The 23,700-nt window shown below is 49.4% G+C and carries 22 protein-coding genes and 1 tRNA gene; 16 read left to right on the plus strand and 7 right to left on the minus strand.

What is annotated here, in order from left to right:
* Nucleotides 1-19 precede the first annotated feature (19 nt).
* From scfA to putP, 4 genes are all read left to right on the plus strand, one after another.
* On the plus strand, nucleotides 20-163 hold the full coding sequence (scfA, locus tag B1H56_RS01735; protein WP_066520402.1) for a six-cysteine ranthipeptide SCIFF: 144 nt from the start codon (nucleotides 20-22) through the stop codon (nucleotides 161-163).
* Between the two features lie 132 nt (nucleotides 164-295).
* Nucleotides 296-1,630, plus strand: coding sequence for a thioether cross-link-forming SCIFF peptide maturase (scfB, locus tag B1H56_RS01740; RefSeq protein WP_066520403.1), 1,335 nt, complete (start codon nucleotides 296-298; stop codon nucleotides 1,628-1,630).
* On the plus strand, nucleotides 1,627-2,148 hold the full coding sequence (locus B1H56_RS01745; protein WP_066520409.1) for a gamma carbonic anhydrase family protein: 522 nt from the start codon (nucleotides 1,627-1,629) through the stop codon (nucleotides 2,146-2,148). The genes scfB and B1H56_RS01745 overlap by 4 nt, the downstream gene beginning before the upstream one ends.
* Nucleotides 2,149-2,278: 130 nt before the next feature.
* Nucleotides 2,279-3,769: a sodium/proline symporter PutP gene (gene putP / locus B1H56_RS01750; protein WP_066520411.1), complete on the plus strand. Its 1,491-nt coding sequence runs from the start codon at nucleotides 2,279-2,281 to the stop codon at nucleotides 3,767-3,769.
* Between the two features lie 65 nt (nucleotides 3,770-3,834).
* Here the strand turns inward: putP and B1H56_RS01755 are convergent, their stop codons facing one another.
* Nucleotides 3,835-4,677, minus strand: a complete 843-nt coding sequence (locus B1H56_RS01755) for a pirin family protein (RefSeq protein ID WP_066520413.1) — start codon at nucleotides 4,675-4,677, stop codon at nucleotides 3,835-3,837.
* Nucleotides 4,678-4,769: 92 nt separating this feature from the next.
* On the opposite strand from B1H56_RS01755, the gene B1H56_RS01760 reads away from it, so the two are divergent.
* From B1H56_RS01760 to B1H56_RS01770, 3 genes are all read left to right on the plus strand, one after another.
* Entirely contained in the window at nucleotides 4,770-5,693 is a 924-nt protein-coding gene (locus B1H56_RS01760; protein ID WP_066520414.1) for a nucleoside hydrolase, read from the plus strand.
* Nucleotides 5,694-5,761: 68 nt separating this feature from the next.
* Nucleotides 5,762-6,055, plus strand: a complete 294-nt coding sequence (locus tag B1H56_RS01765) for a hypothetical protein (RefSeq protein WP_066520417.1) — start codon at nucleotides 5,762-5,764, stop codon at nucleotides 6,053-6,055.
* Nucleotides 6,056-6,163: 108 nt separating this feature from the next.
* A tRNA-Pro gene (locus B1H56_RS01770) sits at nucleotides 6,164-6,240 on the plus strand.
* Between the two features lie 120 nt (nucleotides 6,241-6,360).
* Here B1H56_RS01770 and B1H56_RS01775 read toward each other — a convergent pair.
* From B1H56_RS01775 to B1H56_RS01790, 4 genes are all read right to left on the minus strand, one after another.
* Nucleotides 6,361-7,545 (minus strand): hypothetical protein, encoded by a 1,185-nt coding sequence (locus tag B1H56_RS01775; protein ID WP_066520422.1) that lies wholly within the window; start codon nucleotides 7,543-7,545, stop codon nucleotides 6,361-6,363.
* Nucleotides 7,546-7,865: 320 nt separating this feature from the next.
* The gene (locus B1H56_RS01780) at nucleotides 7,866-8,666 is read right to left on the minus strand and encodes a protein-ADP-ribose hydrolase (protein ID WP_066520423.1); all 801 of its coding nucleotides are present in this window, start codon (nucleotides 8,664-8,666) and stop codon (nucleotides 7,866-7,868) included.
* On the minus strand, nucleotides 8,644-9,528 hold the full coding sequence (locus B1H56_RS01785) for an SIR2 family NAD-dependent protein deacylase (RefSeq protein WP_066520427.1): 885 nt from the start codon (nucleotides 9,526-9,528) through the stop codon (nucleotides 8,644-8,646). The genes B1H56_RS01780 and B1H56_RS01785 overlap by 23 nt, the downstream gene beginning before the upstream one ends.
* Before the next feature lie 286 nt (nucleotides 9,529-9,814).
* The gene (locus tag B1H56_RS01790) at nucleotides 9,815-10,450 is read right to left on the minus strand and encodes an NAD(P)-dependent oxidoreductase (protein WP_066520429.1); all 636 of its coding nucleotides are present in this window, start codon (nucleotides 10,448-10,450) and stop codon (nucleotides 9,815-9,817) included.
* Nucleotides 10,451-10,603: 153 nt separating this feature from the next.
* Here B1H56_RS01790 and B1H56_RS01795 point away from each other — a divergent pair, with 153 nt between their 5' ends.
* The 4 genes from B1H56_RS01795 to ligD all read left to right on the plus strand — a co-directional run bounded on the left by B1H56_RS01795 (nucleotide 10,604) and on the right by ligD (nucleotide 14,426).
* A complete protein-coding gene (locus B1H56_RS01795; protein ID WP_066520432.1) occupies nucleotides 10,604-10,927 on the plus strand; it encodes a winged helix-turn-helix transcriptional regulator in 324 nt (107 codons plus the stop codon).
* Nucleotides 10,928-11,179: 252 nt separating this feature from the next.
* Nucleotides 11,180-11,968, plus strand: a complete 789-nt coding sequence (gene ku, locus B1H56_RS01800; RefSeq protein WP_066520666.1) for a non-homologous end joining protein Ku — start codon at nucleotides 11,180-11,182, stop codon at nucleotides 11,966-11,968.
* Nucleotides 11,968-12,930: an ATP-dependent DNA ligase gene (locus tag B1H56_RS01805; RefSeq protein WP_066520435.1), complete on the plus strand. Its 963-nt coding sequence runs from the start codon at nucleotides 11,968-11,970 to the stop codon at nucleotides 12,928-12,930. The genes ku and B1H56_RS01805 overlap by 1 nt, the downstream gene beginning before the upstream one ends.
* 20 nt (nucleotides 12,931-12,950) lie before the next feature.
* Nucleotides 12,951-14,426 carry a non-homologous end-joining DNA ligase gene (gene ligD, locus B1H56_RS01810; RefSeq protein WP_066520437.1) on the plus strand — a complete coding sequence of 492 codons (1,476 nt, stop codon included), beginning with the start codon at nucleotides 12,951-12,953 and terminating at the stop codon, nucleotides 14,424-14,426.
* Nucleotides 14,427-14,490: 64 nt separating this feature from the next.
* Here the strand turns inward: ligD and B1H56_RS14930 are convergent, their stop codons facing one another.
* The gene (locus B1H56_RS14930) at nucleotides 14,491-14,625 is read right to left on the minus strand and encodes a hypothetical protein (RefSeq protein WP_258106571.1); all 135 of its coding nucleotides are present in this window, start codon (nucleotides 14,623-14,625) and stop codon (nucleotides 14,491-14,493) included.
* Between the two features lie 510 nt (nucleotides 14,626-15,135).
* Between B1H56_RS14930 and B1H56_RS01815 the strand changes: the two genes are divergently transcribed.
* From B1H56_RS01815 to B1H56_RS01830, 4 genes are all read left to right on the plus strand, one after another.
* Complete coding sequence (locus B1H56_RS01815) at nucleotides 15,136-15,489, plus strand: Hpt domain-containing protein (protein ID WP_066520439.1); 354 nt, start codon at nucleotides 15,136-15,138, stop codon at nucleotides 15,487-15,489.
* Between the two features lie 16 nt (nucleotides 15,490-15,505).
* Nucleotides 15,506-17,551 carry a bifunctional diguanylate cyclase/phosphohydrolase gene (locus tag B1H56_RS01820; RefSeq protein WP_066520441.1) on the plus strand — a complete coding sequence of 682 codons (2,046 nt, stop codon included), beginning with the start codon at nucleotides 15,506-15,508 and terminating at the stop codon, nucleotides 17,549-17,551.
* Between the two features lie 16 nt (nucleotides 17,552-17,567).
* Nucleotides 17,568-19,961 (plus strand): hybrid sensor histidine kinase/response regulator, encoded by a 2,394-nt coding sequence (locus tag B1H56_RS01825; protein ID WP_066520444.1) that lies wholly within the window; start codon nucleotides 17,568-17,570, stop codon nucleotides 19,959-19,961.
* Between the two features lie 332 nt (nucleotides 19,962-20,293).
* A complete protein-coding gene (locus tag B1H56_RS01830; protein ID WP_066520446.1) occupies nucleotides 20,294-21,271 on the plus strand; it encodes a carbohydrate kinase family protein in 978 nt (325 codons plus the stop codon).
* Between the two features lie 219 nt (nucleotides 21,272-21,490).
* Here the strand turns inward: B1H56_RS01830 and B1H56_RS01835 are convergent, their stop codons facing one another.
* Nucleotides 21,491-22,285, minus strand: a complete 795-nt coding sequence (locus B1H56_RS01835) for an SDR family NAD(P)-dependent oxidoreductase (protein WP_066520452.1) — start codon at nucleotides 22,283-22,285, stop codon at nucleotides 21,491-21,493.
* A 250-nt stretch (nucleotides 22,286-22,535) separates the two neighbouring features.
* Between B1H56_RS01835 and B1H56_RS01840 the strand changes: the two genes are divergently transcribed.
* Nucleotides 22,536-23,663 carry an ROK family transcriptional regulator gene (locus B1H56_RS01840; RefSeq protein ID WP_066739727.1) on the plus strand — a complete coding sequence of 376 codons (1,128 nt, stop codon included), beginning with the start codon at nucleotides 22,536-22,538 and terminating at the stop codon, nucleotides 23,661-23,663.
* Nucleotides 23,664-23,700 lie beyond the last annotated feature (37 nt).

Raw genomic sequence — 23,700 nt, forward strand, 5'->3', positions numbered from 1 at the left:
TTCGAGGGAGGAATTTCTGATGAAGCACATTAAGACGGTAACCAAGAGCAATCTGAAGGATACGTTGCGTACGGGCGGCTGCGGGGAATGCCAGACGTCATGCCAATCGGCCTGCAAAACGTCGTGCACGCTCGCAAACCAGAAGTGCGAAAAGAAAAACTGATTTTTTTAGAGTAATGAGGTGGCGGCATGTGACAATGCCGCCATTTTTTCATGTACGGCATCCGGCCGGAGCGCACGTTTTCCAAAGCGTGCGCGGCAGAAAAATGCGAATGCGTTTTAAGAAGGGGAAATAATGGTTCATTTAATAGAGTTTTGCGGGAAGTATGCGGCGCTGGACGTGGAATCCGGGTCGGTGCACGCGATCGATAAGACCGCAATGAGCGTGCTTACATTTAAAAATGCGGGCAAGACAAACGAACAGATCGTAAACGACCTGGGGGAGGAAGCGCGCGAGGCGCTGGATGAGATCGAGGAGCTCGAGCGGCAGGGCCTTTTATATTCGGAATGCGAAATCAGCGGCGAAAACGCGCAGTTTAACACACCTGTGATTAAAGCGCTGTGCCTGCTTGTTGCGCAGGACTGCAACCTCCGGTGCTCTTACTGTTTTGCGGACACCGGGGAATACCACGGGGCGCGGGCGCTGATGGATGCGGAGACGGCAAAGGCGGCAATCGATTTTTTGATCGGGCATTCCGGCGGGCGCAGGAACCTCGAGGTTGATTTTTTCGGCGGCGAGCCGCTGATGAATTTTGATGTTGTGAAGCAGACCGTGGAATACGGAAGACAGCAGGAAAAGGCGCATGGCAAGAATATTCGCTTTACGCTGACGACAAACGCCTACCATGTGACGGACGAGATGGCGGATTTTATCAACAAAGAGATGAAAAACGTAGTCATCAGTATTGACGGGCGAAAAGAGATACACGATAAGATGCGTAAAAACGTCGCCGGAAAAGGCAGCTACGACAGGGTGCTGGAAAATGCGCGCAAGATCGTGGACGGGCGCAAAGGTCAGGAATACTATGTGCGCGGTACCTATACGGCGGAAAATCTTGATTTTTCAAACGACGTATGCGCAATTGCTGATGCGGGCTTTGACCAGATTTCCGTGGAACCGGTGGTAACGGGCGAGAGCTATGCAATCAGGGCGGAGCATATTCCGCAGCTGAAACATGAATATGAGATTCTGGCGCGCGAATACCTGAAGCGGGAAAAGGCGGGACGGGGATTCAATTTTTTCCATTTTATGATCGATCTTAATTCAGGTCCGTGCCTGAACAAGCGGCTCCGGGGATGCGGGGCGGGAAGCGAATATTTGGCGGTGACGGCCGACGGTAACCTTTATCCCTGCCACCAGTTTGCCGGTATGGAGGATTTTTACATGGGCAACGTCCATGATGCGGATGTGGACCAGGGAATCAAAAAGATGTTTATGGATACCCATGTTTTCACCAAAAAAGGATGCAGCGAATGCTGGGCGAAATATTATTGCTCGGGCGGGTGTGCGGCAAACGCATACCATTCCACCGGGGATATCAGGAAGCCATATGAAATTGGCTGCGAGACGGAAAAAAAGCGGATCGAGACCGCGATAGCGATCAAGGTTTTCGAGGAGGACTTACTATGATTACAAAGGTAAAAGGGAAAACGCCGCAGATCGACGCAACGGCTTTCGTACATAAAAGCGCGGTGGTTGCGGGCGATGTTATATTGAAGGAGAATGCGAGCGTCTGGCCGTGTGCAGTCGTGCGGGGAGACATCGGGCAGCCGATTTTGATAGGGAAAAATTCCAATGTGCAGGATAACAGTGTGCTGCATACCAACGATGAAGAGCCGCTTGTGATCGGCGATAATGTTGTGGTGGGGCATAATGCGAATCTGCATTCCTGCGAGATCGGGGAGGGGTCCCTGATCGGCATCGGCGCGGTGGTGCTGGACGGCGTTAAGATCGGGAAGAACTGCCTTGTGGCGGCGGGGGCGCTTGTAACGCCGAACAAGGAATTCCCGGACGGAAGCATGATCATGGGGTCGCCTGCCAAGGCGACGCGGACGCTGGGGCAGAAGGATATCGATTATCAGCGCAGCCTCGTAGAGCATTATGTAAACGAAGCAAAAGAATATCTGGAGACGGAAGAAGAACAGTAAAACCGGGGAAAAAAGCGGCGGCCTTCTGGCAGCCGCTTTTTTTGGTGCGGCAAAACTTGCACAGAAGCGTATTTTTCGTTATACTAAATAAATCAATTGTTTCATTTCATATCGAAAAAGGGGAATTTGTATGGAGTTTGATTGGGGCGTAGTTATCTCTTTTATTGGCTATTTTGTCTTTGTTCTGCTGATCGGGTTTTATTTTTATAAGAAATCATCCAACCTTTCAGATTATATGCTCGGCGGCAGGGGGCTCAATCCGGCGGTGACGGCGCTTTCCGCGCAGGCATCGGACATGAGCGGGTGGCTCCTGATGGGGCTGCCGGGGGCGCTGTATCTTTCCGGTATGAGCGAGGTATGGATCGGGGTCGGCCTCGCTGTGGGCGCATACTGCTCATGGCTGGTCGTTGCCAAACGCCTGCGCCAGTATTCCTATGTGGCGGGCGATTCAATTACGGTTCCGCAATTTTTTGAAAACCGCTTTAAGGATGAAAAAGGCGTCCTTCGCCTGATTAGTTCAGCGGTTATTCTGGTCTTTTTTACTTTTTATGTAGTCTCGGGATTTGTATCCGGCGGGACGGTATTTACGGCGGTCTTCCCCGGGATGGATTACCAGGCGGCGATGATTATCTGCGCAGCGGTCATCATTGTTTATACGTTTATGGGCGGATTTAAGGCTGTGTGCTGGACGGACTTCTTTCAGGGCATGCTGATGCTGGTGGCGATTTTTGTCGTGCCGCTTGCCGCTATGGGTAAGCTTGGCGGGCCTACGGAGGCGGTAAACGCGGCGAACAACATTGCGCCCGGGTTCCTCGACCCGTTTACCAATACGGACGGCACGCCGCTTTCGCCGATGGTGCTGATCTCAAACCTTGCATGGGGCCTCGGTTATTTCGGTATGCCGCATATTATCATCCGCTATATGGCGATCAAAGAACCGCGCATGATAAAGACCTCGCGGAGGATTGCCACGGGATGGATCGTACTTGCGCTTGCGGGCGCTGTGATGGTGGGTATCATTGGCCGGGTGTACCTCGGCGATATGTTCACGGATGCGGCGGGCGCGCAGACCGTGTTCCTGGTGATGGCAGGGAAGCTCTTTGTGCCTGTAATCGCGGGCATTCTGCTTTCGGCGATTCTTGCGGCCGTTATGAGCACGGCGGATTCCCAGCTGCTGGTTGCGTCTTCGGCGATTACGGCTGATATTTATGAGAAATTTACAAAGAAAAAACCTTCCGAAAAGAAATTGATGTGGATCGGGCGAATCGGTGTGATTATTATCGCGGTGATCGCGGCTGTGCTTGCACGCGATCCGCAGACCTCTATCATGTCGGTCGTTTCCTTCGCATGGGCGGGCTTCGGCAGCGCTTTCGGTCCGATCGTGCTACTTGCGCTGTTCTGGAAACGGACGACGGCGAGAGGCGCGATTGCCGGGATGGCGACCGGATTCGTGATTTCGATCCTGTGGAACCAGCTGTGGGCTGGACCGACAGGGCTGTATGAGATCGTGCCCGGCTTCCTGCTTGCGCTGGCGGTTTGCGTCATCGTGAGCCTGTTGGATAAAAAACCTTCTGCCGATATCGAAAAGGAATTCGAGGAAGCAAAAGTGAGCGAAGCGTAAGGCTATTGTGAAACAAAAGGCGGGTCCGCGCGTAAAGGGCCCGCCTTTTTTTATGCCAGGAACTGTTATTTGTGTTTGATAAACGTACCGTCCTGCAATTCGGAAAACGCTTCGTCGAGTTCGTCCGGCGTATTCATTACGATGGGGCCGCCCCATGAGACCGGTTCTTTGAGCGGTTTCCCGGCAAAATAGGCGAAACGGACTCCGTCGGGACCGGCGTGCACGGTGAATTGATCCCCGTGGCCGAACAGGGCCGCGGTTTTTTCCGGGATAAGCTGCTTGCCATCCCCGAAGCGCGCGCTTCCCTCGAAGAGATACACAAATACATTTTTTTCGGCATCTGTTGGAAACGCGAGCGTCCCGCCGGGAGCGACCGCAACGTCGAGCAGGTCGGCCTTCACGTAACCGCCCTGCGCCCGGCCATCCTGGCCGTCGAAGGACCCGCCGATGATACGCACGGTCGCGCTGCCGCGTTCGACTGCGGTAATCATATCCTCTGTGATATCGAAATACTTAGGCTCCGTCATTTTATCTTTTCGGGGAAGGTTAATCCAAAGCTGGTAGCCAAGCATGCGGTCCGCAGCCTGGGGCATCTCCTGGTGGAGCACGCCGCTTCCGGCCGTCATCCACTGGCAGCCGCCGTCACAAATACTCCCTTTATTGCCCATGCTGTCGCTGTGTTCGATACCGCCGTGAATCAGATAAGTCACGGTTTCGATCCCACGGTGCGGATGCCAGGGGAACCCCTTGATATAATCGGCGGGATTTTTGGAATCGAACGCGTCGAGCATGAGGAACGGATCGAAGTCCTCCACGTCGCGTCCAGAGATGACGCGCACTAAATTCACGCCCGCTCCATCCTGTGTATGGATCCCTGTTACGGTTTTTATGATATTTCTGTCTGCCATAATATCGCTCCTTTCGAGTTATGCTATTAATAAACGGTTTTCCCACCCGCTTACCATATTTTGCGGTATACTGGATGGGAGGAGGGAAAGCAATGAAACGGAATATTATTATCGACTGCGATCCTGGCCACGACGACGCGGTGGCACTTGTGCTTGCGGCGCGGGCGGCAGGCCTCGCGCTGATGGGTGTGACGGTGGTGGCGGGCAATAGCGGACTTGCGAACACCGTGCGCAATGCGCTCAACATACTTGCTTTTGCGGGGGCAAAAGACGTACCTGTGTACGCCGGATGTGGGAAACCGTTGGAACGGGAATTGCTGAACCAGTCCGGCGAGAGGATACATGGTAAAGACGGACTGGGGGACTACCGGTTTGATGCGGAGGCGGAGCGGCCGCAGGAAAAGAATGCTGTAGACTATCTGGCGGAGACATTGAATGCCGCAAAAGAGAAGGTTACGCTCGTGTGCCTCGGACCGCTGACCAATATTGCGGCGGCGTTCCGGCAATGCCCGGAATGCAGGCGGAATGTGGAATGCCTCGTAATTATGGGCGGGGCGGTGTACGTACCGGGCAACGTTACGCCCGCGGCTGAATTTAATTTCTATGTGGACCCTGAGGCGGCGGAAATTGTGATGTCGAGCGGGTGTAAAATCTATTTGCATCCGCTTGACGTGACGATGCGCGCTTTATTCGGGAAGGAAGAGATCGAAGCGCTCCGATGTTCAACAAGCAGGCTGGCGCAGTTTGTGGGGAGTCTGCTCGCGCTATATGCGGGGACCTACGAGCGTGAGCTTGGATTTTATGCCTGTCCGGTGCATGACGCACTGTGCATCGGCGTACTGGTGGAGCCCACACTGGTGGAGTATGAAAATACCGCAATCGGCGTCCTCACTGCGGGAGAGATGGCTGGGAAATGCGTGCCCGGTGCTGCCGGAGGGAACACATGGTTTGGCACGAAGATCGACAGCGGGAGATTTGTGAAGCTCGTGACAGATATGGTTTCGGCGGAAGAATAATTTGTTTGGTTTGGGGAAAATGCCTTATATATATACCATCAGGCAAAGGAAAAGGATGGTGTGATATCATGACAGAGAAATATTTTTTGGGATTTCAGGAAGTTCCTTTTGGAGAGTTCCAGGATGCGCGCGCAAAGGCGGAAGAAAAGGGATATACGGTTGCCGCGGAGCGCGAGGAAAATGGATACCCGGAATATGAACTGAAAAATGGAGATGTAATCCGGGGCGATAAGCAGGGCGGTTTTAACCGGATGGAAGGCGGAGAACCGCAGGAGAGATGGAGCGTCGGTACGGTAAACCAGTATTCGCAGGGAGAAGCGATGGGGACCGGAGACGTGGCTTTCTTTATGCCAGCGAAATAGACTGGAAGAAAAAACTCCCGCGTTTCTTTTGCGGGAGTTTTTTATGCAGAAAAGGATTGTGTATTTCAAAAAAATCTGATAAAATATTATGGTGTCAGAAATAAATGTCTGGGTGTGGCTCAGCTTGGTAGAGTACCTGAATGGGGTTCAGGGGGTCGGAGGTTCAAATCCTCTCACCCAGACCAAACGACAATAATCCGAACCTTTCTTTATAAAAGAAGCGTTCGGATTTGTTGTTTATACTGCTCGATTTTAATTTCCCCCCAAATAGCCACAGTATGTTATTTAGAATGAAAATTTTTTGATCAACTAATATGCAATATGCTATCTGTTATATCGATATGATCTTTTTCACCACGAGCTAACAAATACTTATCACCTTGTTGTCGGATAACAATATGCCAGTACATCCGTCCATTGTTATCCGTTATCCACATCTTACTTAAGTATTCCAAAAATTTATTATACTCGAACATAAAGACTAAATCAGAGCTCCCGCAGCCAAAACAAATATATGCTTTTTTATACTTGCTTAACGACTCTTTTTGCGATGGGTGGAAAGCAAACCAGTAACTTCCATTCTTATCTGTTCCATGGTTCTTTGAAACTGCACAAGTTAATCCGATACCTTTTTCTGAGTTGTCAAACAGTGTTCGCATCCTTTTTTTGAAAGGTATTCCCATTTTCTTTTGTATGACCGAGATACATGCATCGTGGAATGCTACCGGTTTTTGCTTATCCTTTTGTTCAGGATTAGAAGAATGTTGTATTATTTCAGAAACCGATCCCTCAACAACCTGTGAATCACGCCCAGCAATAAAAATTGTATCGATCAGATAATCTAATCGAGTAAACTCCATAGGTTTTAGCACTTGACATATATGCTCAAAAGTAGCTTCGTCATCCAATAGCTCTTCCTTTAAATGCAATAGCTTTAATAGAGCATCTGTACTGATTAAGCGTATATCCCAAGCGTGCTTTGAGCCCCGAATTTGCGCCTCCAGTCCTCCAGTGTCTTTTCTACCAACGACCATCAATATAGATGATCGATTACTTTGAATTTTATCTGACTTTATTAACTTTTGTCTATATTCCGCAATGGTATCAATATTTATGGAATAAGTATCTGTAGTCTTAACTTCAATAACTATATCATGATCTTTCGATAGCCATAAACCATCAAATCCGATCGAGTCCTTTTTGCCTCTATAGAGTCCGTGTTCCACGCTAAAGCCCAATCTTTTGCCCAGCTCATTTACCAGATCTTGAAGAGCATATCCTGAGAAATCAAAAGGCAGTGACAAACACTCTTCGATGTAGATTTCGATTTGTTCTGTTGGCAATAGATCAAAAAACTCTCTCATTTCTTGACAGGTTCGGCTATTATCCATCAACTTGCCTTCGCCAGAAAAAGACAATATTTGCGCTAAACTTTTACTCTCAATCGTTTCTTTATCTCGTTTCCAAATATCAGCAATAGTTTCTGCCATCTGGCTTCTCCTGTTTTGTGAATGTTTTAGCAAATAGAATAGAATTATTTTAATTATAACATATAAAAAGGCAAAACATGTATAATTATCTTTTTGCAAAGCATAAATTATAGAAAAATGAAGTTAACAATCAAATTATTAGGTAGATATAATGCTAGTTTAGGATTTTTTCTTTTTTGCACCTTGTTTAGCGCATAGTAATCTCGTTTCTCAAAAAAGATTGATTCTTAGGGTAAATACTGCTTTTTGTTGCTGGAAAATCCCTTTGTTATGAGCTTTTTGCGTGGATGCTGTATCGCCACCCAGACCAAGAAAACCGCTCAACCGATAGGGTTTGAGCGGTTTTTATTTAGATTTTTGTAAATGTTAAAATCCATATCCTTAAAAACATTGAACACGATCCTATCTATCGAAGCCGTGTTTTGCCTTAGATAGTCTTTTACTGTCTGTACTGCAATCTCTGCGGCTTCTTTATTCGGGAAGTGAAATTCGCCTGTGGAAATACAGCAAAATGCAATACTATTCAATTTATGTTCGGCGGCTATATCAAGACATGATTTATAGCAGGCCGCAAGCAGGCCGCAATCTTCCTGTGTCAAATCGCCGTGAATGATTGGGCCAACGGTATGAATCACATATTTGCTGGGCAGGTTATAGGCGCTCGTGATCTTTGCGCTGCCTGTCGGCTCTGCGTGTTTTTGCTTCTGCATGATGTCAAAGCAATTCTGCCGAAGCTGTACGCCCGCTGCCGTGTGAATGGCGTTGTCAATACAACCGTGGCAAGGGATGAAGCAACCCAAAAGCTGGCTGTTAGCGGCGTTTACAATCGCGTCAACTGCAAGCCGGGTAATATCACCTTGCCAAAGGTACAACCTATCGTCCGATGGACAGGGAGGTATATCTTCCAGCCTGACACTGCCTTTCGCTTTTGTTTCTTCCTGCAGGAAAGCATCCTGTACAGAAAGAAATTCCTCTGAAACAGGTTTGGGCGGCCGAATATTCACAAGCGAACGCAATAACGCCCGTTTTTGTGCGTAGCCGTTAGGAATTTGTATATCCTCTGCCGGGTGTTCATGCACAAGATAATCCAGCATATAATCAAGACGTTTTGCCTGTTCCATAATGATGTCCTCCTTCACAGCGTAGTAATGTGCGTATGGCAGGTGCAATATCTTCCGTGAAAGCAACCGTGCGCCGTATATTTTCCTTTGCACCGTTCGGATAATCCCGATTGAACCTGACAAGGGTTGCATCCACATTCTGATATGTGATCTGCTCAAAAGGAAAACGGATAATGCCCGGTGTATTATAGCCGACGCCAAGCTCTAACAGCACGAGTTTTTTATCCAGTACTTTTTTGATGTAATCGCTGTACCTCGTATGGTTTTGGCGCCACACTTCATTCTCTACAAAGTATTCGTCTTTCCGCACATGCACGGACATATCCCCGCCGCATATCGGACACTTCGGAACAAGGCTAGATGGTATTTTCAGATCAACAGCATTCTCTATCATTTCACGCACAGCGGCTTCATTTCGGTATAGCTTACTGTGGCATCCTTTGGCGCATTGGAAAAAGCCGTAATCGCCCTGTATGGCGAAAAACCTTTCCATGGAAAACCCCGCTTTTTCAAACTGTGCGTCCACATTCGTTGTGATAACGAAATAGTCCCTGTCTTGTATCAGTTTAAGCAATTCCTTATATAATGGCAGGGCAGGAACGTCCCATCTGTTAGCGGCAATATGCCGCGCCCAATACGCCCATAGCTCTTCCTGTGTCTTATATGGGTAGAAGGTTGCCGAATACATATCTTCCACTCCATACTTTTTGATAAAGTCGGCAAATTGTTTTTCAAACCGCTCACCGGAATAGGATAATCCCGCCGAAGCGGATAGCCCCGCGCCCGCGCCTATCAAAATATATTCCGCATTTTGCACCGCCTTATATGCCCGTTCCAGCCTTTTGCCGTAATCATTTTTCATCTGCAAACCCTCTGTATATCACTGCTCCTGCCAAACAAGCCTCTTTGCAGTTCCCGCAGGGAAGACAATTTCGTTGTTCAATTTGTACGGGATATCCATACGGATACAGCTTGGATTGCGGTTTTCCGAGGCAATCCTTTGCCATTTCTGTTATCGCCGCATACCCGTTGTGGGTAAGCTGTGCATGGAAATCCTTACCCTTTAAGGTTACAAAGTACAGCTTTTCATAAAATAAAGATCAATGGCTTTTTCATGTTGTATTCCTTTCCCTGCGGATATATTGTCCTTACCCGCCGACAACGGTAAAACGCTCTTTGATATGCTCGCCATTTTCGATTTCGTCCACCATAGCAATCGCGTAATCCGCGTAACTGATTTCACTTTGTCCAGCGGAATTGACAAGCAGTTCTTCGCCGCCTGCCCTGTACTTGCCGGTGCGCGCGCCTTCCGCATCAAAATTCGCGGATGGGCTGATATATGTCCAGTTCACATCATTGCGGGTTTTGAGTTCATTAAACGCCGCGCACATGTTTATTGCAAGGGGTTTGAACGTGTCCGGGAAGTCCGGTGTGTCCATGACGCGGGTAGTGTGCTGTGGGTCAACATACAGGCCGCCCGCGCCGCCAACGACGAGCAGGCGGTTGGGTTTGCCGCTCAAAACATCCGCAAGGTGCATGAGCGATGTTTTATGCTGCGGTAAATCTTTTTCCGCCCATACGCCGAAAGCGTCAACAATCGCGTCATAGTCCTTCAGATCGTCGTAGGTAAGGGCCAAAATATCTTTTGTCATTTTTTGAGCCTGCGCGGGTACATCCTTTGAAGCATCCCGCACGATTCCCGTTACCTTGTGGCCCCGCGCAAGGGCTTCCTTTGTTATAACACTACCCGATTTTCCGCTTGCTCCGATTACTGCAATTTTCATTTTCGAATCCTCCTTAAATTTTCGGCTTGCTTTTTCCTGTCGATAACATTAGAATACGGATATAAGGCAATATTGTAAAGTAAGCACTTTAAAGTACCGTAGTTACTTTATGGTGACTATTGCGCAACAAAGCAATTTGGAAGGTGTGATGATATGAAAAAAGATTTGCCTGCTTGCCCTGTGGAAACCACTCTTTTATTTTTGGGGGAAAAATGGCGCGTACTTATACTGCGGGATTTGATGGAAGGTACAAAACGTTTCGGGGAGTTGCGAAAGTCTGTAAGCGGCATTTCCCAAAAAGTATTGACTTCTAATCTACGAGCCATGGAAGAAGGCGGCATTGTGAAACGCAAAGTCTATGCGGAAGTACCGCCGCGCGTGGAATATTCGCTAACGGAAACGGGAAAAAGCCTGCAACCAGTTTTGGATTCTATGACAGACTGGGGTATGATGTATAAGGCGGAGAATGGAGTGTAAATACAAAAAAGCGATTGGGTTATTCTTCAATCATTCCGTTTGATTTCTGTAAATACTGCTTATCTGCTGCAAGAAAAATCTATTATGTATTCCCTGGTTTTGCAGAATATACACTTGCATCGTGCTATATACTATGATTTGGGAGAGTCCTTAAAGGGCGCTCCCGTTTTTTTCCCGCTCCGCAAAAAAAACTTTATAAAAGCCGAAACGGGTTATATATGTATGTATCATGAAAGCAAAGGAACTGATCGTATGGCAAAAACGCAACGCAGCGCTATCTCATTTGGGCTGGTGCATATCCCTGCGGAACTATATACTGTTGTGCAGGATAACGATATCCATTTCAATCAATTGGCAAAGGATAATCATGAAAGGGTCCGGTATAAAAAAACGTGCCCTTCCTGCAAACGGGAACTGACCAGCAACGACATCGTGAAGGGGTTCGAGTATGAAAAGGGCAAATATGTTGTCATAACAGATGACGATTTTGAGAAAATCAAGACGGAAAAGGACCGGTCGATCCAAATTATGTTTTTTACCGATTTTGGAAAAATTGATCCGATTTATTATAACAGGTCCTATTATGTCCTGCCGGAAAAAGGTGGGGAAAAAGCATTTGAACTCCTTCGCGAGGCGATGTACGAAGAAAAGAAAGCGGCCGTGGGGAAGACTGTGCTGGGGAACAGCGAAACGCTGCTGGTGCTGCTTCCGCAAAAAACGGGGATCCTCATGGAAACCTTATTTTATGCCGATGAGGTGAAGGATATCCCCAGAGAATTACCTAAAACGAAGGTGGGCAAGGCGGAGCTTGACATGGCAAAGCAGCTGATTGAAACCATGAATGGGGAATTCAGGCCGGAGCAGTATCAGGACGGGTATCAGCAGAAGTTGAGAGAACTGATTGAGAAGAAGATCGAAGGACAGGAGATTGTAGCGCCGGGAGAGGAGAAGGAAAGCAATATCATCGATCTTATGGATGCGCTCAAGGCCAGCCTTGGAAAAGACGGACAAAAAAACGCGAAAAGGGCGACGGGAAAATAATGGACGTATTTGAAGGCAAAGCACTGAGGCCCATGCTTATTGGAAAAGAAGGCAGGCCGTTTGACAGCGGCGATTACTTGTACGAGCTTAAATTCGACGGGGAGCGGTGCCTTGCTTATTTAGACGGCAGCGGCACCACACTTGTCAACAGGCAGGGAGGAAAGGTGCTGCAGAAAGTACCTGAGCTCGCTTCGCTCCACAGGCAGGCCAGCCAAAAGTGTATCCTGGACGGAGAACTGGTTGTGGCGGAGAGCGGGATATCCGGTTTCGAGCAGATGAAACAGCGCTGGCTGACATCCAACAAGGCGAAGATAGAAATATTGTCAAAGAAAGTTCCCGTTACTTTCATCGCCTTTGATATTCTTTACTTGCAAAACGATATGTTGATGGACCGGGAGCTGCTGGAAAGGAAAATATTGCTTGAAAAAGCGCTTGTGGAAAACGAACGCCTGTCGGTCTCGAAATATATTGAAAAGCGCGGAACCGAATTTTTTGAATTAGCCAGCCGGAAAGGGCTGGAAGGGATTGTCGGCAAAAAAATGGACAGCAAGTATTATCCCGGCAGGCGAACGGCGAACTGGATCAAAATAAAAAACATACAGGATGATGATTTTGTCGTATGCGGCTACTTAAAAAAGCTGAATCACATTATAAGCCTTGTGTTGGGGCAGTATGGTCCAACAGGCAGGCTTTTATATATGGGACGCGCAACGCTCCGCGAATCGCAGGAAGATTTCTCGGTGATAGAAGGACAAAAGAGAACAGAACGGCAGCCCTTTGAAGAAAAATTACCGGACGGGATGCGAAATATAGTCTGGATCGAACCGAGACTGGTATGCAGGGTGGAGTTTCTGAACCGTACGCCGGGCGGCGGCATAAGGCAGCCTGTATATAAGGGACTTAGGCTGGATAAAAAACCGAGAGAAGCGGTTTTGCCAGCACCGCGGAGTTCGCGTGGATAAAAATAAGGAGAAACGGCCTTATGGATAAAGCGTTGGAAGAATATAACCGGAAACGGCGATTTGGCCGAACGGGCGAACCGGAAGGGAAGACTGCGCCGAAACGGCCAAAACAGCTCCGGTTTGTAGTGCAGCATCATATCGCAAGCAGGGATCATTACGATTTTCGTTTGGAATGGGACGGTACGCTCAAAAGCTGGGCCGTGCCCAAAGGACCGTCGTATAACAGCCATGATAAGCGGCTGGCTGTACAGGTGGAGGATCATCCTCTGGAATACCGCAATTTTGAGGGAACGATCCCCCAGGGCCAATATGGAGGCGGGACCGTGATGATTTGGGATGAAGGTATTTGGCAGCCCTTGATGGATCCGGCAGAGGCCTTTGCCGCCGGCTCTCTTAAATTTACGCTGGAAGGGAGCAGATTGAAAGGAAAATGGGCGCTTGTCAGGATGAAGCCGAAGCCCGGCGGGAATGGCCGGAACTGGCTGCTGATTAAAGAAAAGGACCGGTTTGAAAACGTTTATGATGCCGGCCAATTCCTGACCAGCATCAGGACAGGGCGGACGATGCCGGAGATAGGAGCGGCCAGCAAAATGAAAGAACAATACGGGAGCATCCCGGAAATCGAGAAAGAAGCGGTGGGTAAAAAAGAAATAACGGAGGATGTGAGGATAACGCATCCTGAAAAAGTTCTTTATCAGGAGGACGGTATTACAAAAGGAGACATCGTGCAACATTATTCCAGAGCGGCGGACCGCATGCTTCCCTATGTGAAGAACAGGATATTAAGCACGGTGCGCTGCCCCGGAGGGATTGCAAAAGCCTGCTTTTTTAAAAAGCATCCCGCAAATGAACGGGGGATTTTCACGGTTTCCCTGACCGGGAACGGCGGCGAACCGGAAGAATATTATTATGTAACGGATCGAAAGGGATTGCTGTCAGAGGTGCAAATGAATACGCTCGAGTTCCATACCTGGGGAAGCCGCGTCGAAACGCTGGAGAAGCCTGACGTTATGGTGTTTGACCTGGATCCGGACGAAGGGCTGGATTTGGAAAAAACCAGAACGGGAGTCCGGGATCTAAAGAGTTTGCTGGACCAGCTTGGACTGAAAGCCTATCTTAAAACAAGCGGCGGGAAAGGATACCACATCGTCATACCTTTCAGGCCTGCGGCCGACTGGACCGCCTTCCATGAATTTGCCCGCAGAACGGCGAAGACAATGGAAGCAATGAGGCCCGGTCGTTATACGAGCAATGTCAGGAAAGAACAGCGGAAGGGCCGTATCTTTATCGATTGGATTCGCAACGGAAGGGGAGCCACGAGCGTTGCTCCCTATTCGGTGCGGGCCAGGAAGGGCGCTCCCGTTTCCACGCCGATTTTTTGGGAAGAGCTTGACGCGGTCGCTCCGAACGGCATTACAATAGAGGGCGCGGCAGAAAGACTGGAACGCGAAGACCCGTGGGAGGGTTTTTTTGAAAATGACCAGCAGCTGAAATGATGGGGATCGCGCCGGGGAAGAATACCATATTAATTTAGAAGCAGCCGCCTTAAGGCGGCTGCTTCTAAATTAATATGGCAATAAACCACCACAGCATGAGGGCAATGCCGATCAGGAATAGCCACCACAGCACCTTTAGCTTGACGATAAGCCATATAAAGGCAATAATCAAAATGAGCGGTATGATAATCAAAAGCATAAATGCCACCTCCCTGTTGTTTTGGTATGGAATACATAACCATATATGATCCCGGGAAACAGAAATCCTGCATAGGCGCGGCGCTGCGGAAAGGGAGGACGGCCCCGGGCCGGTTTGCTATACGGAACTGAGGCAGTCAATATGAATTATGGCGGATATGCATCCGGCAGCCTTGATGTGTGGAAAGGCCTTTTACACCGTTTCTACACATAGTTCAACGTCTTTGCAGGATTGCCTCAATTTGCGTAAACTGACCGGTTGGGTTACAATGTACCTATAGTAAGGCAGGAAAGATGACGGCCGCGCATACGGAAGTGGCCCGGGGTCTTATGCTTGGCTGGTGAAGGCTCCATGAAATGTTTCGCCCGGGAACGGTGAAAACGGGTGGGCCGGAAGCTGTAGGCGCGCGGGAGTTGTATCTGCGCGCAAGCGGGAAGACTTTATATAAGTGGGGTTGAAAAAAGAGGCGGCTTTTGACCCGTTCCTGAAAGGATAACTGAGGAGCATGCGATGACGATAGAAGAATGCTATACCAAATTGGAGTCGGACTACAGGGAAATAGTCCGCCGCCTTGGAAAGGAAGAACGTGTGAAAAAATTTTTATCCCTTTTTCCTGAGGATGAGAGCTATCCCGCCCTTTGTGCCGCATTGGAAGAAGGACGGGGAGAAGAGGCGTTCCGGGCGGCCCATTCGCTGAAAGGAATTTGCATGAATCTGGGGATCGAAAGATTATACCGGATGGCGGACGTTCTTACGGAGGAGCTGCGGGACAGGAAGATTACAAAAAAGGCCGAGACGCTTTTTGAACAGGTGCGGAAGGAATATGTGCGAACGGTGGCATATATCCGGAATTTAACAATATAGAAAGAACTCATGTGGAATGAAAAAGAAAAAATTGATCCTGATCGTGGATGACGCGGAAATGAACCGCGCGATGCTGGCGGATATTCTGGCAGCGGAGTATGAGATCATCGAAGCGGGGGACGGCGTGGAAGCGATTGAGATTCTGCAGCGCAGGCATTACGAGGTGTCTTTGGTTCTGTTGGATATCGTTATGCCCCGGATAGACGGCTTTGAGGTCCTTGCGGTGATGAACAAAAGCGGCTGGATCACCCAGATTCCAGTAATTACGATCTCTTCGGAGACCGCTTCTTCCTACATTGACCACGCCTACGATTTGGGAGCCACCGATTATATCAGCAGGCCCTTTGACGAAAAGACGGTCCAACGGCGGGTCCGTAACACCATTATGCTTTATTCCAAGCAAAAAACGCTTGAAGACATGGTGACGGAGCAGATCGTGGAGAAGGAACGGAACAATTTTCTGATGGTGGAGATATTATCCAATATCGTTGAGTTCCGGAATGGAGAATCGGGCCTGCATGTGCTTCATATCCGCACCCTGACGGAAATGCTGCTCAGAAAGCTGGCGGAAACGACCGACCGGTATTCGCTTCCGGCGGCACGGCTTGCCCTGATCGTCAATGCTTCCGCATTGCACGACATTGGGAAAATTTCGATACCGGAAGAAATACTGAACAAACCCGGACGGCTGACCCCGGAGGAATTCGAGGTCATGAAAACGCACAGCGCCATTGGAGCGCAGATCATGGAGGATGCGCTCCAGCGCCACCATGAGGACTTGATACAGGTAGCTTACAATATTTGCCGGTGGCATCATGAACGGTACGACGGGCAGGGGTATCCCGATGGACTGCGGGGGGAGGATATCCCGATTGAGGCGCAGGTGGTGGCGCTTGCGGACGTATACGACGCACTGACTAGCCTTAGGGTGTATAAGCCGCCTTATTCGCACGAAACTGCCCTGCGGATGATTTTAGGCGGGGAATGCGGCGCGTTTAACCCGCTTTTGCTGCAATGCCTGCAAGCGATGGGGCCGCGCCTGACGGAGGAGCTTAAGATCCGTTCCCTCGATACCGTATCGGAAGTAAATATACAGGAGTTATCCAACCAGATGATTGCGGACGGGCAAGTTTCGAGCCGCACCCTCTCGCTGTTGGAACAGGAGCGGACAAAATACCAGTTTTTTGCCTCTATGTCGAAAGAAATTCAATTCGAGTACAGCTGCAGGACAGATATACTTACTATATCGGAATGGGGCGCGCAGCAGTTAGGCCTCGGGACTCTGATCGAGCATCCGGAACGGAACGTGGACCTGCAAGAGGTTTTGCTGCCGGAGGCCTATCAGGACCTGAAAAGACGCCTGCGCGGCGCTTCGCCGCACTATCCGATTGTAAATAACATCTATTGCCTTCATGTGAAGGGAGAAAACCGCTGGTATAAGGGGGTCGCGCGGCCCCTGTGGGAAGAAGAGGATCCGGAAAAGATAATTGGAGTGATTGGGAAGTTCATTGATGTTCATGAGGAACAGACGAAGCTTGTGAAGCTGAAAAGGCAGGCTGCGCAGGATTCGCTGACCGAGCTTAACAACCATTCGGCCGCCAGACAGGTTATCTGCAAAGAATTGGCGGAGTCCGGAAAGCATTCTGCCGTAATGCTGTTCGATTTGGATGATTTTAAAGAGGCAAACGACCAATACGGACATATGTTCGGCGATGAGGTGCTGAAATATGTATCGAGAAAAGTACGGAAATGTATGCGCAAGAGCGACATCGCCGCGCGTGTCGGAGGAGATGAATTCCTGATGTACCTGGAGTATGAGGGGGATATTGAAGGGGTCATCCGGCGCATATTCAATACCCTACAGGGAAGGTATAAAACATTTGGCATATCTGTCAGCATGGGAATCGCGCTCGCTCCGGAAAATGGAGTGGAATATGATGTGCTGTTCCATGCGGCCGACCAGGCGCTCTATGCGGCAAAGAAAGCGGGAAAGAACCGGTACTGTTTTTACGACGATTCCCTTAAAGGGCTTCTGAGCGTGCTGTCCCCGATGGATCATTGAATAGGGGAGAAGGATTATGAAGGAACAAAAAAGTGATATCCCGGTCAAGGGCTACGAATACGATACCCTGATGAATATGCTCCATGTCAGCGTGAGCAAGCATTTGCTGGACGAACATTTTACGATGGTTTGGGCGAACGATTTTTATTATGAAACGATAGGTTACCCCAAAGAGGAATATGAGGCGTTATTCCACAACCGTCCTGATCTTTATTATGCGGAGGAACCAAGACTCTGGAATGAGCTTGTTGGCGCCGTGATGCAGGCGATCGGGGAAGGACGGAACGGATACAGCATCGTGACGAGGATGCGGCGGAAAGGCGGGGAATACCGCTGGATACAGATTGCGGCTACCTTTGTGGACGAGTATATCGACGGATACCAGGTGGCCTATTCCGTAATGACGGACGTTGATGATGTGATGCGGATAAAACAGGAGCAGTCGGTCACTTACGACAACCTGCCGGGTTTCGTTGCCAAATACAAAGTGGAGAAAGACCTCCACTTTACCCTGATCGAAGCGAACGGCCGTTTTTTGGATTTTTTCGGCAAGGACAGCTGGAAAAATGAGGAGTATTCCGTATCCCGGGAAAATGTGGAGCGGAACATAAAAGCATTTGAAGCGCACCGCGAGGAACTGCTGGCGGGCGAGCCGGTACATTTTATGGTAAATATGCGCAGCTGCAGCGGGAAGGAAGCGTGGCTCCAGATTAACGCCGATTGCGTCGACTGGCAGGGCGGCGATCCGGTGTATCTCGTTATTTATATTGACGTTACGGACGAGACGGAATTGCGCGAGATGCAGAAAAAACTTGAGAGGCAGGCAGAGGAACTGCGCTGCGCGCTGAGGCAGGCAGAGGAAGCAAGCAGAGCGAAGTCGGATTTCTTTTCCCGGATGTCCCACGATATCCGTACGCCGATGAATGCAATCCTCGGCATGCGCGATATTGCGCTCGCCCATCTTGACGACGGGGAAAAGGTACGGGACTGCCTGAAAAAGATCGGACTGTCCGGCCAGCACCTCTTGGGGCTGATTAACGACGTTCTCGATATGTCTAAAATTGAAAACGGGGAGATGGTATTGCGCAGCGATACGGTATCCCTGCCCGAAGAACTGGAAAATATCGTTACCATTATGCAGCCGCAGTTCAAGCAGAAAGACCAGAAATTTTCCATACGGCTTAAGGAAGTGGTGCATGAGCAATTCCTGAGCGACGCCCTGCGGCTGCGGCAGATTTTCCTGAATATCCTTTCCAACGCATACAAATTTACGCCCTGCGGCGGCAGTATTACAATGGATGTGAGGGAGACGGTCTCTGGGCAGCCGGATGTTGCGCTGTTCACGTTTGCGATTACCGATACGGGCGTCGGTATGCAGCCGGAATTCCTGACGCATATTTTCGACGCTTTCAGCCGCGAGCGGGACAGCCGGACAGACAAGACGGAAGGGACAGGACTTGGCATGGCAATTACCGAAAAACTGGTGGAATTGCTGAACGGTAAAATCGAAGTGCAAAGCAGACCCCAAAAAGGTACGGTTTTTTGCGTGACGCTTCCGCTGAAAATAGAGGAAGCTTCTCCCTGCGGCGGCACTTTCCCGAATCTGCGTGTAATCGTGGCGGACGACGATGTGGTTATGTGTGAGTATACCGTAGAAATGCTTCGCCACCTCGGCATTTATGCAGATTGGGTGGATTGCGGGGAAAAGATGATACAAGAGGTCAGGGAGGCAAAGCGCAGGGGTGAAGCTTATGACGCCGTTATCCTCGATTGGAAAATGCCGGGGCAGGACGGGCTCCAGACGGCGAGGCGGATCCGCAGGATATGCGGAGAGGTCCCCATTTTGATTATTTCAGCGTATGATTGGAGCGATATCGAAAAAGAAGCACAGGATGTAGGGGTGAGCGGTTTTTTGACAAAGCCCGTTTTCGCATCCACGCTGTGCAGTGGACTCCGGAAGTATGTATTGGGTGAAACGGCCGACGGGCCGGAAACGAAAGGGGCAGGCCCGCAAAGGAACTTTTCCGGGAAACGGTTCCTGTTGGTTGAGGATAACCTGCTGAACCAGGAGGTCGCCGTTGATCTTTTGACGGACGCGGGAGCGGAGGTAGACATCGCCTGTGATGGCGAGGAGGGAGTGAGGGTGTTTGCCGGATCGGCGGAAGGGACCTATGATATGGTTCTGATGGATATCCAGATGCCGGTAATGGACGGCTATACGGCGGCGGAAAAAATACGCGCACTTGGGCGGGAAGACGCACGCGAGGTCCCTATTCTGGCTATGACGGCAGATGCTTTTGCAGAAGATATTGCGGCAGCAAAAGCAGCGGAAATGGATGGACACCTGGCAAAGCCGCTTGACGAGAGAACACTGAAAAGAGAGATCGGAAAATACCTCTTAAAAAAGTAAAGAGGGTATTTGTTAACAGGCAGAAGTGAAAAAGCGGTGGGAGGTCTCTCATCGGCGGACCGGAAAGGAACACATTTCAAAGATGCGTTCTTTTTTTTAGACGGAATATTGCGACGGCCTACCGGTATTCGGGGATATCGCTGAAGATGGGTTAACCGGGCACCAAGAAAGAGAGGGCGCCTGTGCCGGGCGAGCGGCCGAAACGACGCAAGAGGAAATAAGCGCGGAGCGGGCAGGAGGAATTTTGGAAAAGCAAAGTTTCCCGAAAAGAAACTTGCGGCGGGATAGAAAAGACATTATAATCAAAGAAAAGGGAAGCGGGAGGCAATTTTATGTATGATGTAGCGGCCATTGGAGAAGTGTTGATCGACTTTACACCCGACGGAGTGAACGATCAGGGAATTGCGCGGTTTGCGCGGAACCCGGGCGGCGCGCCGGCGAATGTGCTTGCCATGAACGCGAAGCTTGGCGGCAGGACGGCCTTTATCGGCAAGGTGGGGCGGGATGACTTCGGAAAATTCCTGGTGGATGTCCTGAAAGGAAGCGGGATCGGAACTGAAGGCGTTTTAATGGATGCGGACGTCAATACAACGATTGCATTCGTCCAACTGAATGAATTCGGCGACAGGTCGTTTAGTTTTTACCGCAAGCCGGGAGCGGATATGATGCTCAGGGAGGACGAACTCCGGTGGGATATCATTGCGGACAGCCATATTTTCCATTATGGATCGATCTCCTTTACGGACGATCCATGCAGGGGCGCGGCACATGCCGCGATCCGATTTGCGAAAGATCAGGGGAAGATACTGAGCTATGACCCTAACTACAGGCCGTTTCTATGGGACGAAGAAGAGCGGGCTGTGAGGGAAATATTAAATGCGCTTCCGATGGCGGATATCCTGAAGGTATCTGAGGAAGAGATGCTGCTCCTTACGGGAGAGAGCGACCTTGAGACTGGCGCGCGAAAGCTGCGGGAACAGGGGCCGGGACTGGTGCTCGTGTCGCGCGGCGAATTCGGGTCCTTCTATTGCGCGGAGTGCGGGACGGGGCAGATGCCGGCCTTCAAAGTTGACGTGGTGGATACCACGGGTGCGGGCGACGCTTTTCTTGGAGCAGTCCATTACCGCCTGAGGGACCGGGATGTACAGGATATCGACCGGCTGACAAAGGAGGAGCTTGACGATATACTCGATTTTGCAAACGCGGCAGGGGGGCTTACAGCCACGAAGCGCGGGGCGATCCCGTCCATGCCTACGCTCGAGGAGATCGCGGCGTGCCGTAAAAATATACCGCGGTCGACATGTGAATAGAGATAAAAAACTGCAGCCAATGGGCTGCAGTTTTTTACGGCCGTTTAACAAGATGCGATGTACAGATGCGCGCCGCAAATGTATACCGTGCAAGGAGGAGAAATGGACGGCAGAAAGGAACAGACCCAAAGGGCTGACAGTTTCTGCGGAAGACAGGCCGTAAAGCCTGCATGGTTGCAAAGCGCATACTGCGCGAACTGGTCTATGGAAAAAAGCCGTTTACTCTCCGGCGTGTTCTTTCTCCTTTACATATTCATATGCGCGGTATGGATTTTGGACTTTGAAGAAACCGCCATCCACACCAATGATCTCACCCGTGATATATCCGGCACCAGGAGAAGTCAGGAAACAAACAAGCGCAGCCGCATCTTCGCCATTCCCAAAACGCTGCAGGGCTATTTGCTTTACCTGAACGTCGCCACGTTCCACTATCATGGAATCTGTCATATCTGTATGGATGATGCCCGGGGCGTAAGCATTTACGGTGATCCCATAGGGGGCAAGCTCACCTGCGGCTGTTTTCGTCATCATGTCAATACCAGCTTTGCTCGCTGCATAAGCGATGAGTCCGCAATCGGCGAATGTACTTGAGATAGAGGAAGCATTGGCGATCCTTCCATAATGGTTTTTTTTCATATAGGGGATACAGGCCTGAATCATATGCAGCTGTCCTTTAAAATTGATATTAAACACGCGGTCAAAATATTCGTCCGTAATGTCTTCGATAAAACAGAAATCAAAGATGCCGGCATTATTCACCAGAATATCAATTCTGCCGTATTTATCTCCTATTTCCCGTACGGCACGCTCCGTAGAGGAGCGATTGGAGACATCGCATTGTAGAATATCTGATTCCAGAGAATAATTTCTCATTTTTTCAAGTGTTTCCTGCGCACTTTTTTCATCCGAACGATATAGTGCAAAAACAATGTTATTTTCCCGGGCAAGGCCGATGCTGATGGCCTGTCCCATGCCGCGCGTACCACCCGTTACGATTGCGATTTTCTTTTCCATGAGGGACACTCCTTAATAATTAAAATACTTTTTTAAAATATATTTATTAATCTTGCGTTTATAGTAGCACTGCTTTTTTCCCATGTCAAGAAAAATTATGTTGGCCAATCGAACTATAAATGCGTGAGGTGAATTCGTAAAAATATATGTGAAAAAAGTATCAAAAATAGGTTGAAATTGAAGAAAAACTGTATTATACTCGAGCTAACAGTTTTATAAAATGCTTTTAAAAAATAAGGATGGATGAACAATGGAGCAAGGGAAGTCCGGAATGGACATTAAGGGGATGAACCGTAAAAAGATATACGAATTTTTGCGAAGAAGCAGGTCGGTGTCTAAACAGGACATTGTCTATGCGCTTCAGCTGAGCCTGCCCACAGTGACGCAGAATTTGCAGGAGCTGCAGGAGAAGGGGCTTCTTGATACGGCGGGAAAGATCGGGAATACGGGAGGCCGGAACGCGACGGCCTTCACCTTTATCAGCGATGCAAAAGTAGCGGTCGGAATTGATATCCAGAAACACCGTAATACGATCGTAGTTGTCGATCTGGATGGCAAGGTGATCGAAACTTTAAAGAAAAAAATAGACTTTTCGATGACGGACGAATATTACAGCAAGCTTGGGGAAGGGGTCAGGGAAATTCTCGAAAAGACCCATACCGATCCGCAGAAAGTGCTGGGCGTTGGGATGGGCGTGCCCGGCCTGATCTCCGGGGATGGGCAGGAAGTCGTTTATGGGCGCATTTTGAACTTTACAGGGGAGACGTGTGCTAATTTTTCCAAATATATCCCTTACCGTTCTCTGCTTTATAACGACGCAAATGCGGCGGGATTTGCAGAAATCTGGTCGCTGCATAATATCAAAAATGCTTTTTATATCTGCCTAAGCAATAATATAGGCGGTTCGGTATTGTTGGACAACAAGGTATATGAAGGAGATAACCAACGCAGTGGAGAAGTTGGGCATATGACTGTAGTGGCGGATGGGCGGCCCTGTTATTGCGGGCAATACGGATGCCTCGAAACCTATTGTTCGGCGACGGTATTATCAGATACGACGGATGGGGACCTGGGCGTCTTTTTTGAAAAATTGAAAAACGGCGATATGGAAAGCAGGATGCTATGGGATTCCTATTTGCGGTATTTGTCGCTGGCAGTCAATAACCTGCGGATGCTGTTCGATTGCAAAATTATTATCGGAGGCTATGTAGGCTCATATATCGACGGTTATATGGAACAGCTTTGGGAAATGGTCCGCCAGCGCAATATGTTTGAGGACGATCCGGAACAGTTTTTATTGCCATGCCAATATAAGACGGAAGCGATCGCCGCAGGCGCGGCGCTGCCTTTTGTTGCAGAATTTTTTGAGCAGATATAATCTATCCGGAAATAAAAACAGCAGCGGAGCCGATAGG

It is taken from the genome of Christensenella minuta (genome assembly GCF_003628755.1).
GTDB classification, from domain to species: domain Bacteria; phylum Bacillota; class Clostridia; order Christensenellales; family Christensenellaceae; genus Christensenella; species Christensenella minuta.

Excerpts from the sequence above, each read along its gene's own strand:
- B1H56_RS01745 (WP_066520409.1), top strand. The coding sequence starts at position 1,627 with ATGATTACAAAGGTAAAAGGGAAAACGCCGCAGATCGACGCAACGGCT.
- ku (WP_066520666.1), top strand. The coding sequence starts at position 11,180 with ATGGCAAAAACGCAACGCAGCGCTATCTCATTTGGGCTGGTGCATATC.
- putP (WP_066520411.1), top strand. The coding sequence starts at position 2,279 with ATGGAGTTTGATTGGGGCGTAGTTATCTCTTTTATTGGCTATTTTGTC.
- B1H56_RS01785 (WP_066520427.1), bottom strand. The coding sequence starts at position 9,528 with ATGAAAAATGATTACGGCAAAAGGCTGGAACGGGCATATAAGGCGGTG.
- B1H56_RS01780 (WP_066520423.1), bottom strand. The coding sequence starts at position 8,666 with ATGGAACAGGCAAAACGTCTTGATTATATGCTGGATTATCTTGTGCAT.
- scfA (WP_066520402.1), top strand. The coding sequence starts at position 20 with ATGAAGCACATTAAGACGGTAACCAAGAGCAATCTGAAGGATACGTTG.
- B1H56_RS01835 (WP_066520452.1), bottom strand. The coding sequence starts at position 22,285 with ATGGAAAAGAAAATCGCAATCGTAACGGGTGGTACGCGCGGCATGGGA.
- B1H56_RS01760 (WP_066520414.1), top strand. The coding sequence starts at position 4,770 with ATGAAACGGAATATTATTATCGACTGCGATCCTGGCCACGACGACGCG.
- B1H56_RS01765 (WP_066520417.1), top strand. The coding sequence starts at position 5,762 with ATGACAGAGAAATATTTTTTGGGATTTCAGGAAGTTCCTTTTGGAGAG.
- B1H56_RS01840 (WP_066739727.1), top strand. The coding sequence starts at position 22,536 with ATGGAGCAAGGGAAGTCCGGAATGGACATTAAGGGGATGAACCGTAAA.
- scfB (WP_066520403.1), top strand. The coding sequence starts at position 296 with ATGGTTCATTTAATAGAGTTTTGCGGGAAGTATGCGGCGCTGGACGTG.
- B1H56_RS01795 (WP_066520432.1), top strand. The coding sequence starts at position 10,604 with ATGAAAAAAGATTTGCCTGCTTGCCCTGTGGAAACCACTCTTTTATTT.
- B1H56_RS14930 (WP_258106571.1), bottom strand. The coding sequence starts at position 14,625 with ATGCTTTTGATTATCATACCGCTCATTTTGATTATTGCCTTTATATGG.
- ligD (WP_066520437.1), top strand. The coding sequence starts at position 12,951 with ATGGATAAAGCGTTGGAAGAATATAACCGGAAACGGCGATTTGGCCGA.
- B1H56_RS01830 (WP_066520446.1), top strand. The coding sequence starts at position 20,294 with ATGTATGATGTAGCGGCCATTGGAGAAGTGTTGATCGACTTTACACCC.
- B1H56_RS01755 (WP_066520413.1), bottom strand. The coding sequence starts at position 4,677 with ATGGCAGACAGAAATATCATAAAAACCGTAACAGGGATCCATACACAG.
- B1H56_RS01775 (WP_066520422.1), bottom strand. The coding sequence starts at position 7,545 with ATGGCAGAAACTATTGCTGATATTTGGAAACGAGATAAAGAAACGATT.
- B1H56_RS01825 (WP_066520444.1), top strand. The coding sequence starts at position 17,568 with ATGAAGGAACAAAAAAGTGATATCCCGGTCAAGGGCTACGAATACGAT.
- B1H56_RS01815 (WP_066520439.1), top strand. The coding sequence starts at position 15,136 with ATGACGATAGAAGAATGCTATACCAAATTGGAGTCGGACTACAGGGAA.
- B1H56_RS01790 (WP_066520429.1), bottom strand. The coding sequence starts at position 10,450 with ATGAAAATTGCAGTAATCGGAGCAAGCGGAAAATCGGGTAGTGTTATA.
- B1H56_RS01820 (WP_066520441.1), top strand. The coding sequence starts at position 15,506 with ATGAAAAAGAAAAAATTGATCCTGATCGTGGATGACGCGGAAATGAAC.
- B1H56_RS01805 (WP_066520435.1), top strand. The coding sequence starts at position 11,968 with ATGGACGTATTTGAAGGCAAAGCACTGAGGCCCATGCTTATTGGAAAA.